This is a genomic window from Alcaligenes sp. WGS1538, from assembly GCF_043187505.1.
Lineage (GTDB): Bacteria > Pseudomonadota > Gammaproteobacteria > Burkholderiales > Burkholderiaceae_B > Alcaligenes.
The window spans coordinates 1,368,868-1,383,477 of record NZ_CP171109.1; the positions used below are offsets into that span (position 1 = coordinate 1,368,868).

Consider the following 14,610-nt stretch of genomic DNA (forward strand, 5'->3'; position numbering starts at 1 on the left):
AATGATTCCTGATGACGGCAAAGCACCGTTTCAGACATCAAATACTGATAAAGGAGCATGGATCATGGCTGAGCAAGAAACCGCATTGCGGGCGGGGCAGCAGGCCCTGGAAGCCCCGACGGCCGGCGGCTGGCTGGAGAAACATTTTGCCTACCGGGAGCGAGGCAGCTCCCTGCGCCAGGAGATCCTGGCGGGGCTGACCACCTTCCTGGCCATGGTGTATTCGGTCTTCGTGGTGCCGTCCATGCTGGGCAAGGCCGGTTTCGATACGTCGGCGGTGTTCGTGGCGGTCTGCCTGACCAGCGCCTTCGGCTCGCTGCTGATGGGTTTCTGGGCCAATCTGCCCATTGCCGTGGGCTGCGCGATCTCCTTGACGGCCTTCACGGCCTTCGACCTGGTGCTGGGCCAGCAGTTGACCCCGGCCGTGGCGCTGGGCGCGATTTTCCTGATGGGGGTGATCTTCACCGCCATTTCCGCCACGGGTATACGCACCTGGATCCTGCGCAATCTGCCATTGGGCATCGCCCACGGCACGGGCATAGGCATAGGCCTGTTCCTCTTGCTGATCGCCGCCAATGAAGTCGGCCTGGTCACGCGCAACGCCGGCGCCGGCCTGCCGGTGGCGCTGGGCGATGTCACGGCCATGCCGGTCTGGCTGTCCGTGCTGGGGCTGGCCGCCATCTTCGGCCTGGAGCGCCGCCGCGTGGCCGGAGGCATCCTGATCGTCATCCTGGTCCTGTCGGCCATCGGCCTGGCTTTCGATCCGGCCGTGCGTTTCACGGGCCTGTTCGCCATGCCGGCGCTGGGCGGCGAACACTCGCTGATCGGCGCCATGGACATAGGCGGCGCCATGAACGCTGTGGTCCTGCCCAGCGTGCTGGCCCTGGTGATGACGGCCGTGTTCGATGCCACCGGCACCATCCGCGCCGTGGCGGGCCAAGCCGGCCAGCTCGATGACAAGGGCCAGATCATCAATGGCAGCCGCGCGCTGACCACGGACTCGGTCAGCTCCATGGTGTCGTCCACGCTGGGCGCCGCTCCGGCAGCGGCCTATATTGAATCGGCGGCCGGCACGGCGGCCGGCGGGCGCACGGGCCTGACGGCCGTGGTAGTGGGCCTGGGCTTTCTGGCGCTGATCTTCCTGTCCCCATTGGCGGCGCTGGTGCCCGCCTACGCGACCGCGCCCGCCCTGATGTACGTGGGCCTGCTGATGCTGGGCGGCGTGCGCCACCTGAACACCGAGGATTCGGTGGACACCATGGCCGGGCTGGTCTGCGCCGTCTTCATCGTGCTGACCTGCAATATCGTGACCGGCATCATGCTGGGTTTCTGCACCTTGGTGCTGGGGCGCCTGTTCGCCGGCGAGCTGAACAAGCTCAATGTGGGCACGGTGCTGATCGCCGTGGCCCTGGCCGTGTTCTATCTGGGCGGCTGGGCTTTGTAGGGCGATGGTTTGAGAAGGGCGCCCTTTGCCCTTAAACTGCCTGTTTTCCAGACAGAAAGGGGCGCCCGTGTTGGTAGCTTTTGACTTCGACGGCACGATCACCGACAGGGACAGCCTGCAGGACTTCGTGCGGCGCATGCGCGGCTGGGGCGTCTGCCTGAAAGCCTACCTGGCCTGCGCGCCGCGTGTGGCGCGCCTGGATCGCGGACCGGCGCGGCGCCAGGCCATCAAGGCGCGCTTCCTGGCCAGCGCCCTGGCGGGCCTGGACCGCCGGCAACTGGAGGACCTGGCCCAGGCTTATGTAAGCCGCCACCTGCCCAGGCTGTTGCGTCCGGAGATGCTGGAGCGTCTGCGCGAACACTGCCGGCGCGGCGACACCGTGGTGCTGGTCAGCGCTTCCCCCTCTCTTTACCTGGACATCTGGGCCCGGCAGGAAGGCCTGGCCCAGGTGCTGGCCACTGAACTGGGTTTCGATGCCCAGGGCCGCTATATCGGCTTGAAGAGCGCCAATTGCTGGGGCGAAGAGAAAGTGCGCCGCCTGCAGGGCTGGCTGGGCACGCCTGCGGTGCAGCTGGACATGGCCTATGGGGACAGCCAGGGCGACGCGGCCATGCTGGCCTGTACCCGCCGGCCCTGGCTGCGCGGTTCGCAGGCCGCGTTGCCCCGCCTGCCGGAGTAATGGGCTGATGGCGATAAAAAACCGCTCCACGGAGCGGTTTTTTGTTGGCGGGGAGGCTTACCGCGGGCCGGCCCGCTTGATGGCCATGCCCAGCAGCAAGGTCGCCCAGCCCTGGGTCAGCAGGTCTATGCCCAGGATCAGGCCCAGCACCCAGACGCTGTTGCCGGGCCAGCCGACGGCGATGATCAGGCCCGCGGCCAGGGTGATCAGGCCCGAGACGGCCAGCCAGCCGCCGCCGGGCTGGGCGCGGTTCTGGAACCAGACCCAGAGCCGGAACACGCCCGATGCGATCAGAAAGGCGCCGAAGATCAGTGTCAGGATGGTGGCGCCTACCAGAGGATTGCTGATGGCGACCACGCCGGCCAGCAGGTAGAGCACGCCGCTCAGGCTCCAGAGCAGAAAGCCTTTCCAGCCCTTGGCGCTCCAGGCGTGGGCCAGCTGCAGGACGCCGCCGATGGCCATGAGCACGCCCACGTACACGACGCTGGCGACCGTGGCGCCCACGATGTAGGCCAGGGCGAGCAGGCCCAGGATGATCAGGGCAATGCCCAGCCCGATCAGCCAGCCGGGTTTCAAGGGCAACTGGCGCAGCAGTTCAGAGGGATTGCGGTCTTGGGGGGCTAAGGCCATATGCGTGCTCCTGTAAGAAGAAACCATACATGACATATCTACTGTACCGCAGTCGCGCGCGCCGGCCTAGCGTGGATCAGACCTGGGCCAGGCCCGGTCCAGCACCGTCCGTGACCGCCGTCATGCTTGCCTGCGCCGCGCACGCAGCGCCGGCTGTCTTGCGCCTGCCATCTGGCTGGGCCATCATGGGCTGGTTGCCGGCGCGGCCCGCGTCCGGCTTGCGCCCTGGTGCAGCGGGGCTTGTGTCCATAGTCAAAGGAGCAGTGATGAGCAAGAAGATCCTGATGATCTGCGGTGATTATTGTGAAGATTACGAGACCATGGTGCCGTTCCAGACTTTGCTGGCGGTGGGCCACCAGGTGGACGCCGTCTGCCCCGACAAGAAGTCCGGCGACACCATCGCCACGGCCATCCATGATTTCGAGGGCGAGCAGACGTATTCGGAGAAACGGGGCCACAACTTCCGCCTGAATGCGGATTTCGATGCGGTGCGCGAGCAGGACTACGACGCGCTGGTGATCCCGGGCGGCCGCGGTCCCGAGTACCTGCGCCTGAATCCGCGCGTGATCGAGATGGTGCGCCATTTCTTCCAGGCCGACAAACCGGTGGCGGCGGTCTGCCACGGCGCCCAGCTGCTGGCTGCCGCCGATGTGCTGAAGGGCCGCCAGTGTTCAGCCTATCCGGCCTGCCGCCCTGATGTGGAGCTGGCGGGCGGACGCTACGCGGACATTGCCGTGACCGAGGCCGTGACGGACGGCAAGCTGGTCACCGCGCCTGCCTGGCCCGCGCATCCGCAGTGGCTGGCGCAGTTTCTGAAGGTGCTGGGGACGACGATCTCGCACTAGCCGGCGGCATGGTCCGGGTCAGCCGGAACAGGACGCCGGCCGGCGGAAAGCCGACCGGCGTTCATTCCGCCGCCAGACCAGGCGGGGATCATTGCGCCTTCAGGCAGGTGCTCATGAAGGTCTTGCGCTCGTCGCCTTTCAGGGCCTTGGCGCTTGCCTGGGCGTTGCAGTCGCGCATGCGCTGCTGGGAAGCGCTCAGCGCTTTTTCGGGCTGGGTGATCTCGCCCTTCAGGCAGCGGCTCATGAAGTCCTTGCGTTCGTCGCCGGCAAGGTCCTTGGCGTTGGCATTGCAGGTGCTCATGCGTTGCTGTTGCGGGGTCAGGGGCTTGGCGGCATCCGCAGCCGGGGCGGCGTGGACGGCGCCGGCCAGAAGAAACAAGGAGCTTGCCGCCGAAGCGAGGGTCAGGGCCAGTTTCATGAAGATTCTCCCCAAAGGTCAGGAACAAGGCCTGCCGGTCGGCAGCCTTGCGCCAAGCATAATCCAGGGCGCCAGCCCGTACCAGATGGGAAATGTCAGCAATTGAACAGAGCTGAAAACACGAAGGCCCTACCGTTGCGGTAGGGCCTGTTTGCCGCTTTTGCGGCGGTGAACTGCCATGATGGCAGTTGAGGAAAGCTGCGGTTTTAGGGCAGCTCACTGACGCTGTGTCAGTGACTTCACTTTACGCTCGGCGGCTTTGCCTTGCAAATTAAGGAAAACCCGTAATTTGCATCCGCCCTTCAATGGGCCTTGTGGCCGTGGCCGCCCGCCTTGGCGTTGAGCGCTCGCACGGGCGCGCGGACAGTGATTTCCTGCTTCTGGCCGGCGTCGGTCTCGACGAGCAGGGTCAGGTCCACGTCCGTGCCTTCCTGAACCTGCTTGTCCAGACCCAGCAGCATGATGTGGTAGCCGCCGGGCTTGAGCTCCACGGTCTTGCCGGCCGGCAGTTCGATCTGCTGCACCTGGCGCATGCGCATGACTTCTTTGTCCATGACCATTTCATGCACTTCGGCGTGTTCGGTCAGCGGGCTGCGAACCCCGACCAGGCGGGCCTTGTCGGAGGACTGCAGTTTCATGAAGGCGCCGGTGGCCTGCTGGCCGGCGACGGTGGCGCGCACCCAGGGATCGGTGACGGTGACTTCGGCCTGGGCCAGGCCGGCGGCGCCCAGCAGGGCCAGGGAGAGCAGGGAGGAAACAATGGTACGTTGCATGATGAAATTCCTTGTTCGTTCAGCGGGACAGGGCCAGCACCTGGCGCAGGTCGGCCACGGCTTCCTCGGTGGTCTGCGTGTGGCGCAGGGCGAGCTGCAGGCGGCCGTTCGCGTCGTAGACGTAGGTCAGCGCGCTGTGGTCCATGGTGTAGCTGGAGCCGGTGGGCACTTTCTGATAGAAGACCTTGAAGTCCTTGGCCGTCTTGGCCAGTTCTTCGGCGCTGGGGCGCAAGGCCACGAAGCTGGGGTCGAAGGCCTGCATATAGGCCCGCAATACGTCGTTGCTGTCGCGTTCCGGGTCCACGGAGATGAACAGGACCTGGATCTTGTCGCCGTCTTCGCCCAACTGCTCCTTGATGTCCACGGCGCGCGTCAGCGCGGTGGGGCAGACGTCGGGGCACTGGGTGAAGCCGAAGAAGATCAGCACGATCTTGCCGCGGTAGTCGGCCAGGGTGCGCCGCTGCCCTTCGGTGTCGGTCAGGCTGAAATCCTTGGCGAAATCGGCGCCGCTCATGTTGACGCCTTCCAGATTGGTCAAGGCGGCCTGTCTGGGCGCCTCGTCTTTGCAGGCGGCCAGCGCCAGGGGCGCGGCCAGCAGGCCGAGCAGCAGCCGGCGGCGTGGTTGTGAAGCCTTCATAGGTAAGTCCCGCTAGATTCAGAATGGTGCGGCCGGTGGCGGCCGCGCAAGATGCCGTCAGGAAAGCAGCAGGGCGGGAGGAGCGCGGGCGCCCACGGCGGGGCCGGGCATGGGCAGCAGCGGGTCGGGAGCCGGCGCGGCGGCGTTCCAGGTATGCACGGGCAGGAAGGCCGGCGCCCAGGCCGCAGCGTCGCTCAGGGGCAGTACGCCTTGCGCCTGGGCCTGGCCGAAAAGGCAGGCCGGATGGGCGGCATGGCCGTCCTGGACGGGCGGGGGCGCCTGCCCGCTCCAGCTTGCCAGGCCGGGCTCTGCCTGCACGCAGAAGGTGAGCGCGCCGGCGTAGTCCGGGCCGGAGGCCGGCATGTAGCCGGCCGGGATCAGGCCGCGCAGCAGCAGCGCGCACAGCGCCAGGGCCAGCAGGAGCCGGCTGCCTGAGCGATGCGGGAAAAGTGCCGTGTGCCTCATCATGATCCCTGCATTCTAGTACAGTTGGAAACCCCGCTTGCGGGATTTTCTGGCACAGTGGGAGGCAATCGTGAAGGAGTTGATATGCGACAAGTCGTTCGGGCCGTGGCCCTTGTACTGATGGCCGCCAGCCTGGGCGCCTGCGCGGCGCGCGATAGCGGCGGCGACCCCGGCCTGAGCCGTTCGGGCGTACAGGTGTACGGGGAAATGGACGTGGGCGTGGGAGCGGTGCGGCAGTCGCGCTGAGGCGCGCCGCCGCTGCCTGCGGGGATCAGGCCAGCGCCTGTCCCGCGCTGTCGGCCGAATCCTGTTTTTTCAGGGGTTCGTCGGGTTCGGCCTCGTCGTTCAGGCTGGAGAGCGCCTTGCTCAGGCTGTAGGCCGGTTCGAAGGAATCGGGATTGGCCATGGGCCAGCCCACCCGGAAGATGGTCTGGCGGTAGTGGCCGCGCAGCAGCTCGCCCTTCTGCAGATCCGGGAACAGGGCCGAGAGCACGCGCACTTCGCCGTTGCTGATGCGCCGGGCGATGTGGTGCGGGCGCAGTTCGGCCGGATGCTCCAGGCCGGCGGCCGCCAGCAGTTCGGCCAGGGCCTTCAGGGTGTTGGCATGAAAGCTCGCCACGCGCAGGGACTTGTCGTCCACCACCAGCGCCTTCTGGCGCAGCGCATCCTGCGTGGTCACCCCGGTGGGACATTTGTCGGTGTGGCAGGCCTGGGCCTGGATGCAGCCCACCGCGAACATGAAGCCGCGCGCGCTGTTGCACCAATCCGCGCCCAGGGCCATGATGCGCGCCATGTCGAAGGCGCTGATGATCTTGCCCGAGGCCCCCAGGCGGATCTGCTCGCGCAGCCCTATGCCCACCAGGGTGTTGTGCACCAGGCGCAGGGCCTCGCGCAGCGGCGTGCCCACGTGGTCCACGAATTCCACCGGCGCCGCTCCCGTGCCGCCTTCGGCCCCGTCCACCACGATGAAGTCCGGCGTGATGCCGGTCTTGAGCATGGCTTTGGCGATGGCGAACCATTCCCAGGGGTGGCCGATGCACAGCTTGAAGCCCACCGGCTTGCCGCCGGACAATTCGCGCAGCTGCGCCACGAAACGCATCAGCTCCACGGGCGTGGAGAAGGCGCTGTGGCGCGAGGGCGAATTGCAGTCCACGCCTTCGGGCACGCCGCGAGCCGCGGCGATCTCCGCCGTCACCTTGGCGCCGGGCAGGATGCCGCCGTGGCCGGGCTTGGCGCCCTGCGACAGCTTGATCTCTATCATCTTGATGTGATCCTGGGTGGCCCGCTCGGCAAAGCGTTCCGGGCAAAAGCGCCCCTGCTCGTCACGGCAGCCGAAATAGCCCGAGCCTATGTTCCAGATCAGGTCCCCGCCGTGGCGCAGGTGATAGCTGCTGACGCCTCCTTCGCCGGTGTCATGGGCGAAATTGCCCATGCGCGCGCCCTTGTTCAGGGCCAGCACGGCATTGGCCGACAGGGCGCCGAAGCTCATGGCCGAGATGTTCAGCACGGACAGGGAGTAGGGCTGGGTACAGGCGGGGCTGCCCACGTTGATGCGGAATTCCGGATCGGTGATGTGGGTGGGGTTCATGGAGTGGTTGATCCACTCGTACCCGTTGCCGTAGACCTCCTGCTGGGTGCCGAAGGGGCGCTTGTCCACTTGCTGCTTGGCGCGCTGGTAGACCAGGGAGCGGTCGGCGCGGGAAAAGGGCAGCTGCTGGGTGTCGCTTTCCAGGAAGTACTGGCGTATCTCGGGGCGGACGGCTTCGAACAGAAAGCGCAGGTTGCCGATCACGGGATAGTTGCGGCGTATCGCGTGGCGCGTCTGGGTCAGGTCCACCAGGCCCAGCGCGCACAGCGCCATGCCCGGCACGGCCACCCACAGCCAGCCGGCGCCCGAGACCAGGGCCAGCAGCAGGGACAGGACGGTGAGGGCGATGATCACATAGAAGGCTGTGTAGCGTGTCAGCCACTGTTGCATAATGACTCCTGCCAAAAATGAACACGACGGCAAGCTCGACCTCGTGGGTCGGGACGCCGGAATCGATACATCATAGAACGGCGCAGTACGATTTGGCCATGTGCCTCTGCGCAAACCTCGCCGTCGACGGCGAGGTCAGGCAAGGACGGGGCGATGCGGCGCCGCAAGCGCTTCCGCATCGCGGTCAGGCCGGCCGGGCCGCAAGGCTGGAGCGCACGTCGCGTGCCGCCGCTGGTTTCACAGGAAAAAAAGCATGAAAAGCATTCAGGAGGCGCAGGCGCTGCGCCTGCGCACCGGAACGTGGGACGAACTGGGCGAGCAGGCGCTGCAGGTCCGTCTGGCGGTATTCGTGCAGGAGCAGAAGGTGCCCCTGGAGGAAGAGGTGGACGCTCAGGACCCGCTCAGCGTGCATGTCGTGGCTTACGAGGGCGAGCGGCCCGTCGCCACGGGACGTCTGCTGGCCGACGGCCACATCGGCCGATTGGCGGTCGCCGCGCCCTGGCGGGGCAGCGGCCTGGGAAGGCGCATCCTGGATCACCTGATCGAATTGGGCTGGCAGGCGGGGCACGCGGAGCTGCGCCTGGCGGCCCAGTGCCAGGCGCAGCTCTTCTACCGCAAGCGCGGTTTTGTCGAATACGGCGCGATCTTCGACGACGCGGGCATTCCCCACATCATGATGCGGCTGGAAAAAGAGCGGACTTGATGGCCGGGAGCCTGGCGGAGAGCCGGCGAGCCCGAGACGGGGCGGGCCCAGTCCAGGAACAAGCATGAAGTCTGGGCATGATTCTTTTTGTTACGGAACGCTTCTTAAATAGATAGCTAAGCTAACTATATAATTGAGCTTTAGCCGTTTCCCATTTCCATGTCTTCTTCTTCCAAGCTGATCCAGCTGGACCGGGCCTCGGTCCGGCAGGGCCTGCGTCTGGCGCTGGCCGCCTGGCTGTCCTTCACGATCGCCGTGCTGCTGGGCGTGGACAACCCGTACTGGGCGGCCATGCCGGTCTGGGTGATTTCCCAGGCGTCGCGAGGCCTGATCTACGAGCGTGCGCTGTTTCGCGTCGGCGGCACCTTGCTGGGCGCGGCGCTGGGGCTGGCCTTCCTGCACCTGCCCGATCCTTATCTGCAATTGCTGAGCATGGCTCTGGTGGTGGCGGCCGGCTCGGCGCTGACCCATGTGCTGCGCGGCGCCCACAGCTATATGCCCATGCTGGCCGGCATCACCGCCGCCGTGGTGGTGCTGCCTTCCGTGCTGGCGCCCGAGGCGTCTGTCGAACTGGCCTTGTCGCGGGTGGAATGCACCCTGATCGGGGTGCTGGTCGCGACGTTGATCTCGGGCTGGGCGACTCCGCACAGCCGCCGCGCCGATTATTACCAACGCGTGCGCCAGCTCGCCGCCGACGCCTTGCGCCTGGCGGCTCACCATCTGGGCCCGCGATTCCAGGAAGAGGACAGGAACCTGAGCGCGCGCGTGGTGCGCGAAATCTGCGAACTGGACGCGCAGGCCCGTCTGACTGCCGCCGGTTCGCTGGACGCCTATCGGCGCATTCCCTATGTGGATGCCTTGCTGTATGCCGCCATCGAACTGGTCGCGGCCGGCCAGGTGATCGCCCGGCAACGCGCGCGCGGTCTTGCCTGTCACCCTGCGCATGCGCAGTGGCTGCTGGACCAGGCCCAGGCCCTGCAGGACGGGGAGGATATTGCCGTGCTGGAGAAACGCCCTGCTTCGGGCGGGCAGGAGGTCAGCCTGGCGCGCCTGCGGCGCGCCATGGGGCAGATCCGGCGCGCCCGGCAGGGCCTGTTCGCGCCGCGCCCGGAGCAGTTGCAGCGCCGCATCCGCGCCGTGCGCGTCCCCGCGGCGGCGGTGGACTGGCCGCTGGCGCTGCGCACCGGCGCCATTTCGGGCGCGGCCGGGTTTGCGGCGGGCGCCGGCGCCTACGCCCTGGGCAGTCCGGTCCTGGAGCTGGCCGCCATCGGCGTGTGCATCTTCTCCATGATTCTGGGTTCCATGCCGCGGCCGCAGTTGATGGCCAAATACATTTTCACCGGCATTGCCGTGGGCGCGGGCGCGGCGGGGCTGTACCGCTATGCCGTGCAGCTTCATCTGACGCAGGACTGGCAGGTCATCGCTTCGGTGCTGCCCTTCATGGTCGCGGGCGGCCTGGCGCGCGCCAACCGGCCTACCGCGCTGTGGGCGCTGGATGCCAATATGTGCTTCCAGCTGGCCAGCCAGGCCGGCATGGCGGCCGTGGCCCTGCCGGCCATCGTGCAAGGATCGGCGGCCCTGATCGCGGGCTCGGCCGTGGTCTGCACGGCTTTCTATTTTCTGCCGCGCCGCACTCACTCCCGGGGACGCGCGCTGGCGCGTCGCATGGTGCGCGAAATCCATCCGCTGATACGCCGCCAGCCGCCGCGCCACGTGCAGGCCTGGCGCAGCCGGGCGGCGCGCCAGCTGGTGCGGCTGCTGCAGTGGACGGGCGCCGAGGCGCCGCGCGGGGCGGTGTCCCTGATCAATCTGGGCTATGGCATCGTGGCCTTGCAGCGGCTGGCCACCGTGGGCCCGCGGCAGCGGGGCTGCGTGCAGCATGTCTGCGCCTTGCTGGACGGCTTCGAGCGGCAGCCGCGCGAGGCGGCCAATCAATTGACGCGGCTGGCTCCCGAGTGCGCCGACCCGGTGCTGGCCGACGCGGTGCTGGACGTGGCGCAGGCCCTGGACGGGGCCCGCCCGGTCCTGGATTACGCCTACCCCGCCCGGGGCGGGGCGGATTTTGCGAGGAAGCCATGATGGAGCAATCGCTCGAAGAGCAATTCGGCCTGTCCCTGGTCGTGCTGGCGCGCCTGTACCGGCGCGAGCTGGACCTGGCGCTGCGCCAGTACGGCGTGTCCGAGGCCACTGTGCTGCCCATACGCTATCTGGCCCAGTTGGGCGACCAGACGCGTCAGGGACAGCTGGCGCAGATGATGCGCCTGGAAGGGCCGACGCTGGTGCGCGTCATCGACCAGTTGCAGGCGGGCGGGCTGGTGGAGCGGGTGCCCGACGAAGAGGACCGGCGCGCCCGCCTGATCCGTTTGACGGACAAGGGGCGCGCCTTTCACGATCATGTGCTGGATCTGCTGCGCCAGTTGCGCGCGCGCCTGTTCGAAGGCATGGATCCACGGGACATGCAGGCGGCCTTGCGCTGCTTCCAGGTGCTGGCGCGCAATCTGGGCCAGGGTCCGGCCGAGGTTCCCGGTCTGTTCGAGCTCTAGGGACTCTCCGGGCAGGTCGCCGCGTCGCGCGTCTTTGCGGATCGGGGCGAGCCGCGGCCTTGTCCGTCCTCGCCATGGCAAGGGCCGCCGCCAGGGTCGGGCGCCTCGTTTTCCATCCCGGGCCGCAACGCCCGCTTACCGCTCGACTCATTCGGAGAATCCCTGGAGCCGGGCCGGGTTTCGTCCTTTCCTGCTTTATGTTTGAATAAACACTCCTTGTTTCCGCTGATAAGGAGGTGCGCCATGACAGAGCAGGATCTTGCACGGATAGTCAAAAACCTGATCGATTCGCAATGGACGATCGCCACGGCGGAGTCCTGCACGGCGGGACTGATAGCCTCGACCCTGGCGGATCAGCCCGGCGCCGGCGGTCTGCTCGATTGCGCCTTCGTCACGTATTCGCCGCAAGCCAAGTATCGCTGCCTGGGGGTGGACCAGGCCGTGCTGGCGGCCAACAACCTGACCAGCGAAGCCGTGGCCCGGGCCATGGCCAAGGGCGCGGCGGAGCTGACGCCGGCCAACCTCATCATCGCCAACACCGGCGTGGCCGACGATACGGCCGCGCCCCGCATTCCGGCGGGAACCCAATGCTATGCCTGGCTGTTCAAGCCGCGTGATCCGTTCGATCCCCTGGTGGTGTATACCGAGACCATCGCCTTCGATGGCTCGCGCGAAGAAATCCGCCGCCAGAGCGCCGACTACGCCATCCTGCGCATCGAGCACTGGCTGCAGGTGCTGAAACAGGAACGCCAGGGCCTGAGCCCTGGCGTCTGATCGTCGGCCCTCCGTGGAGCATCAGGCCTGCAGATAGGAGCGCCACACGCGCGGCAGAATGCCGCCGTGGCGCCAGTATTCCACGTCCTCCACGGTATCCAGGCGCACGGTGACCGGCACGGTCTGCCGGCTGCCGTCCAGGCGGTGAATGATCAGCTCGGCCTGCGAGCGCACGCCCAGGTTTTCCTCCAGTCCCTGCACATCGAAGGTCTCCGTGCCGTCCAGTCCCAGCGTGTCGGCATTGACGCCGTCCTGGAACTGCAGCGGCAGCACGCCCATGCCCACCAGATTGGTGCGGTGGATGCGCTCGAACCCTTCGGCCACCACGGCCTTCACGCCCAGCAGCGCCGGCCCCTTGGCGGCCGAGTCGCGGGACGAACCGCAGCCGTAGTTCTTGCCGGCGATGACCAGCAGCGGCACTTGGCGCTCCTGGTAGAGCTGCGCGGCCTCGAAGATGCGCATGACTTCGCCTTCCGGCATGACTTTGGTGACCCCGCCTTCCACGCCGGGCACGATCTTGTTGCGCAGGCGTATGTTGGCGAAGGTGGCGCGCTTGACCACTTCATGGTTGGCGCGGCGCGTGGTGTAGTTGTTGAAATCCTTCTGGGCCACGCCTTTGGACAGCAGGAAGTCCGCGGCCGGCGTGCCCAGGCTGATGGAGCCGGACGGGGAAATGTGGTCCGTGGTGATGGAATCGCCCAGGATGGCCAGCGGGCGCATGCCGCGCAGGTTGGCCACGGGAGCGGGCTCGCCCTGCAGGCCGTCGAAGTAGGGCGGCTTGCGGATGTAGGTGCTGTCGGCCTCCCAGGGGTAGTGGCCGCCGTCGCTCTGGCGGGCCAATGCGTCCCAGGGCGCACCGCCGTCGTACAGTTCGGCATAGCGTTCGATGAACAAGTCGCGCTCGTAGGAGTCCTGGATCGCTTGCCGGACCTGGGCGGCCTTGGGCCAGATGTCGCTCAGGAACACGTCCCGGCCCTGTTCGTCCCGACCCAGCGGTTCACGCGTCAGGTCCACGTTCATGTTGCCGGCCAGCGCGTAGGCCACGACCAGCGCGGGCGAGGCCAGGTAGGCGGCGCGCACATTGGCGTGGATGCGCCCCTCGAAGTTGCGGTTGCCCGAGAGCACGGCGGCGGCCACGAGCTTTTCCGATTCGATGGCCTTGACGATGTTGGGCGGCAGCGGACCGGAGCCGCCGTTGCAGGTGGTGCAGCCGAAACCGGCGATATTGAAGCCCAGCGCATCCAGGCTGTCCTGCAGGCCGGCGCGCTGCAGCACATCCGCGGTGACCTGGCTGCCGGGCACCAGCGAGGTCTTGACCCAGGGCTTGCTGCGCAGGCCGCGAGCCACGGCGTTGCGCGCCAGCAGGCCGGCGGCCATCATGTTGGCGGGGTTGGCCGTATTGGTACAGGACGTGATGGCGGCGATCACCACGTCGCCGTCGTGCAGGGCGTAGTCCTCGCCTTCCACGGGCACGGCGCGCTGGGGATCGTAGGGTCGGCGGGCGATCTTCTGGTGGTGCGCGGGGAACTGCGCGGCGGCGGTATCCAGGTCCAGGTGGTCTTCGGGGTTGCTGGGCCCGGCCAGGCTGGGCTTGATGCCGCTCAGGTCCAGTTTCAGCACCGTGTCGTAGACGGGGGCGGGCGCCTGCGGATCGCGCCACAGCTTCTGCGCCTTGCTGTATTGTTCCACCAGGGCAATCTGCTCCTGGGGGCGGCCCGTCATGTGCATATAGTCCAGGGCGGCCTGGTCGACGGGGAAGAACACGGCGGTGGCGCCGTATTCGGGGGCCATGTTGGCGATCATGCCCCGGTCGCCCAGCGAAAGCTGGTCCACGCTGGGGCCGAAGAACTCCACGAATTTGCCCACCACGCCCAGCTCGCGCAGCTTCTGGGTGATGACCAGCACCAGGTCGGTAGGCAGCACGCCGTCCTGCAGCGAGCCGCTCAGTTCGATGCCGACCACGGCGGGCAGGGCGATGGCCACCGGCAGGCCCACCATGACGGCTTCGGCCTCGATGCCGCCCACGCCCCAGCCCAGGATGCCCAGGCCGTTGACCATGGGCGTGTGGCTGTCCGTGCCCACGCAACTGTCGGGATAGACCAGTTCGCCGCTGTCCGTCTGTTCGGACCAGACGACCTGGCCGATGTGTTCGATGTGCAGCTGGTGCATGATGCCCTTGCCGGGCGGCACGACCTTGACCCCTTCGAAATTGCTGGAGCACCAGCGCAGGAAGGCGAAGCGTTCGCCGTTGCGCTGGTATTCGCGCGCCAGGTTGATGTCGGCCGCCTGCGGGTTGGCCCAGCTGTCCACTTGCAGGGAGTGGTCGATGATGACGTCGATGGGCACTTGCGGGCGCACGCGGCTGGCGTCGCCGCCGGCCGCTTCCACGCCTTCGCGCAGCGCCGCCATGTCCAGCAGCATGACCAGGCCCAGGATGTCCTGGCCGAACACGCGCGCCGGATAGAAAGTGATGCCGTCGCCCACCTTGCGCGCGAGCAGGGAGCGGATTTCCTCGTCCACGTCCGCGCCGCGCACAAGCTTCTGGCGGCAGAGGTTTTCCAGCAGGACGCGCAGCGAATAGGGCAGGGTGTCGACGCCGGGAATGTCGGCGATGGACACGTAATGCAGGGAGCGTCCGTTCACAGACAGCTTGGCGAGGGCAGGAGACTGGGACATGGCAAGCGATTCATCCGTACTATGAAGGCCGGAGGGGGGCGGCCT

15 protein-coding genes are annotated in these 14,610 nt (G+C 67.2%); 8 read left to right on the plus strand and 7 right to left on the minus strand.

The window, feature by feature from the left end; genetic code table 11:
- The first annotated feature begins 64 nt into the window (after positions 1 to 64).
- Positions 65 to 1,444, plus strand: a complete 1,380-nt coding sequence (locus tag ACF3ND_RS06335; protein ID WP_394065228.1) for an NCS2 family permease — start codon at positions 65 to 67, stop codon at positions 1,442 to 1,444.
- Between the two features lie 67 nt (positions 1,445 to 1,511).
- Positions 1,512 to 2,123, plus strand: a complete 612-nt coding sequence (locus ACF3ND_RS06340; RefSeq protein WP_394065229.1) for an HAD-IB family hydrolase — start codon at positions 1,512 to 1,514, stop codon at positions 2,121 to 2,123.
- A 57-nt stretch (positions 2,124 to 2,180) separates the two neighbouring features.
- Here the strand turns inward: ACF3ND_RS06340 and ACF3ND_RS06345 are convergent, their stop codons facing one another.
- On the minus strand, positions 2,181 to 2,753 hold the full coding sequence (locus tag ACF3ND_RS06345; protein WP_394065230.1) for an HdeD family acid-resistance protein: 573 nt from the start codon (positions 2,751 to 2,753) through the stop codon (positions 2,181 to 2,183).
- 266 nt (positions 2,754 to 3,019) lie between these two features.
- On the opposite strand from ACF3ND_RS06345, the gene ACF3ND_RS06350 reads away from it, so the two are divergent.
- Positions 3,020 to 3,598, plus strand: a complete 579-nt coding sequence (locus tag ACF3ND_RS06350; protein WP_394065231.1) for a DJ-1/PfpI family protein — start codon at positions 3,020 to 3,022, stop codon at positions 3,596 to 3,598.
- Between the two features lie 88 nt (positions 3,599 to 3,686).
- Here ACF3ND_RS06350 and ACF3ND_RS06355 read toward each other — a convergent pair whose 3' ends face one another.
- From ACF3ND_RS06355 to ACF3ND_RS06370, 4 genes are all read right to left on the minus strand, one after another.
- On the minus strand, positions 3,687 to 4,016 hold the full coding sequence (locus ACF3ND_RS06355; RefSeq protein WP_394065232.1) for a PsiF family protein: 330 nt from the start codon (positions 4,014 to 4,016) through the stop codon (positions 3,687 to 3,689).
- A gap of 302 nt (positions 4,017 to 4,318) precedes the next feature.
- Complete coding sequence (locus tag ACF3ND_RS06360) at positions 4,319 to 4,789, minus strand: copper chaperone PCu(A)C (RefSeq protein ID WP_394065233.1); 471 nt, start codon at positions 4,787 to 4,789, stop codon at positions 4,319 to 4,321.
- 19 nt (positions 4,790 to 4,808) lie between these two features.
- A complete protein-coding gene (locus ACF3ND_RS06365) occupies positions 4,809 to 5,426 on the minus strand; it encodes an SCO family protein (RefSeq protein ID WP_394065234.1) in 618 nt (205 codons plus the stop codon).
- 57 nt (positions 5,427 to 5,483) lie between these two features.
- A complete protein-coding gene (locus tag ACF3ND_RS06370; protein WP_394065235.1) occupies positions 5,484 to 5,894 on the minus strand; it encodes a hypothetical protein in 411 nt (136 codons plus the stop codon).
- Positions 5,895 to 5,975: 81 nt separating this feature from the next.
- Between ACF3ND_RS06370 and ACF3ND_RS06375 the strand changes: the two genes are divergently transcribed.
- Positions 5,976 to 6,137, plus strand: a complete 162-nt coding sequence (locus tag ACF3ND_RS06375) for a hypothetical protein (protein ID WP_394065236.1) — start codon at positions 5,976 to 5,978, stop codon at positions 6,135 to 6,137.
- Positions 6,138 to 6,162: 25 nt separating this feature from the next.
- Here ACF3ND_RS06375 and ACF3ND_RS06380 read toward each other — a convergent pair whose 3' ends face one another.
- The gene (locus tag ACF3ND_RS06380; protein WP_394065237.1) at positions 6,163 to 7,869 is read right to left on the minus strand and encodes an FMN-binding glutamate synthase family protein; all 1,707 of its coding nucleotides are present in this window, start codon (positions 7,867 to 7,869) and stop codon (positions 6,163 to 6,165) included.
- Positions 7,870 to 8,122: 253 nt separating this feature from the next.
- Between ACF3ND_RS06380 and ACF3ND_RS06385 the strand changes: the two genes are divergently transcribed.
- The 4 genes from ACF3ND_RS06385 to ACF3ND_RS06400 all read left to right on the plus strand — a co-directional run bounded on the left by ACF3ND_RS06385 (position 8,123) and on the right by ACF3ND_RS06400 (position 11,889).
- A complete protein-coding gene (locus tag ACF3ND_RS06385; RefSeq protein ID WP_394065238.1) occupies positions 8,123 to 8,572 on the plus strand; it encodes a GNAT family N-acetyltransferase in 450 nt (149 codons plus the stop codon).
- A 159-nt stretch (positions 8,573 to 8,731) separates the two neighbouring features.
- The gene (locus ACF3ND_RS06390) at positions 8,732 to 10,651 is read left to right on the plus strand and encodes an FUSC family protein (protein WP_394065239.1); all 1,920 of its coding nucleotides are present in this window, start codon (positions 8,732 to 8,734) and stop codon (positions 10,649 to 10,651) included.
- The gene (locus tag ACF3ND_RS06395; RefSeq protein ID WP_394065240.1) at positions 10,648 to 11,115 is read left to right on the plus strand and encodes a MarR family winged helix-turn-helix transcriptional regulator; all 468 of its coding nucleotides are present in this window, start codon (positions 10,648 to 10,650) and stop codon (positions 11,113 to 11,115) included. The genes ACF3ND_RS06390 and ACF3ND_RS06395 overlap by 4 nt, the downstream gene beginning before the upstream one ends.
- Positions 11,116 to 11,358: 243 nt before the next feature.
- Entirely contained in the window at positions 11,359 to 11,889 is a 531-nt protein-coding gene (locus ACF3ND_RS06400; protein ID WP_394065241.1) for a CinA family protein, read from the plus strand.
- Between the two features lie 21 nt (positions 11,890 to 11,910).
- Here ACF3ND_RS06400 and acnA read toward each other — a convergent pair whose 3' ends face one another.
- On the minus strand, positions 11,911 to 14,565 hold the full coding sequence (gene acnA / locus ACF3ND_RS06405; protein ID WP_394065242.1) for an aconitate hydratase AcnA: 2,655 nt from the start codon (positions 14,563 to 14,565) through the stop codon (positions 11,911 to 11,913).
- Between the last annotated feature and the right edge of the window lie 45 nt (positions 14,566 to 14,610).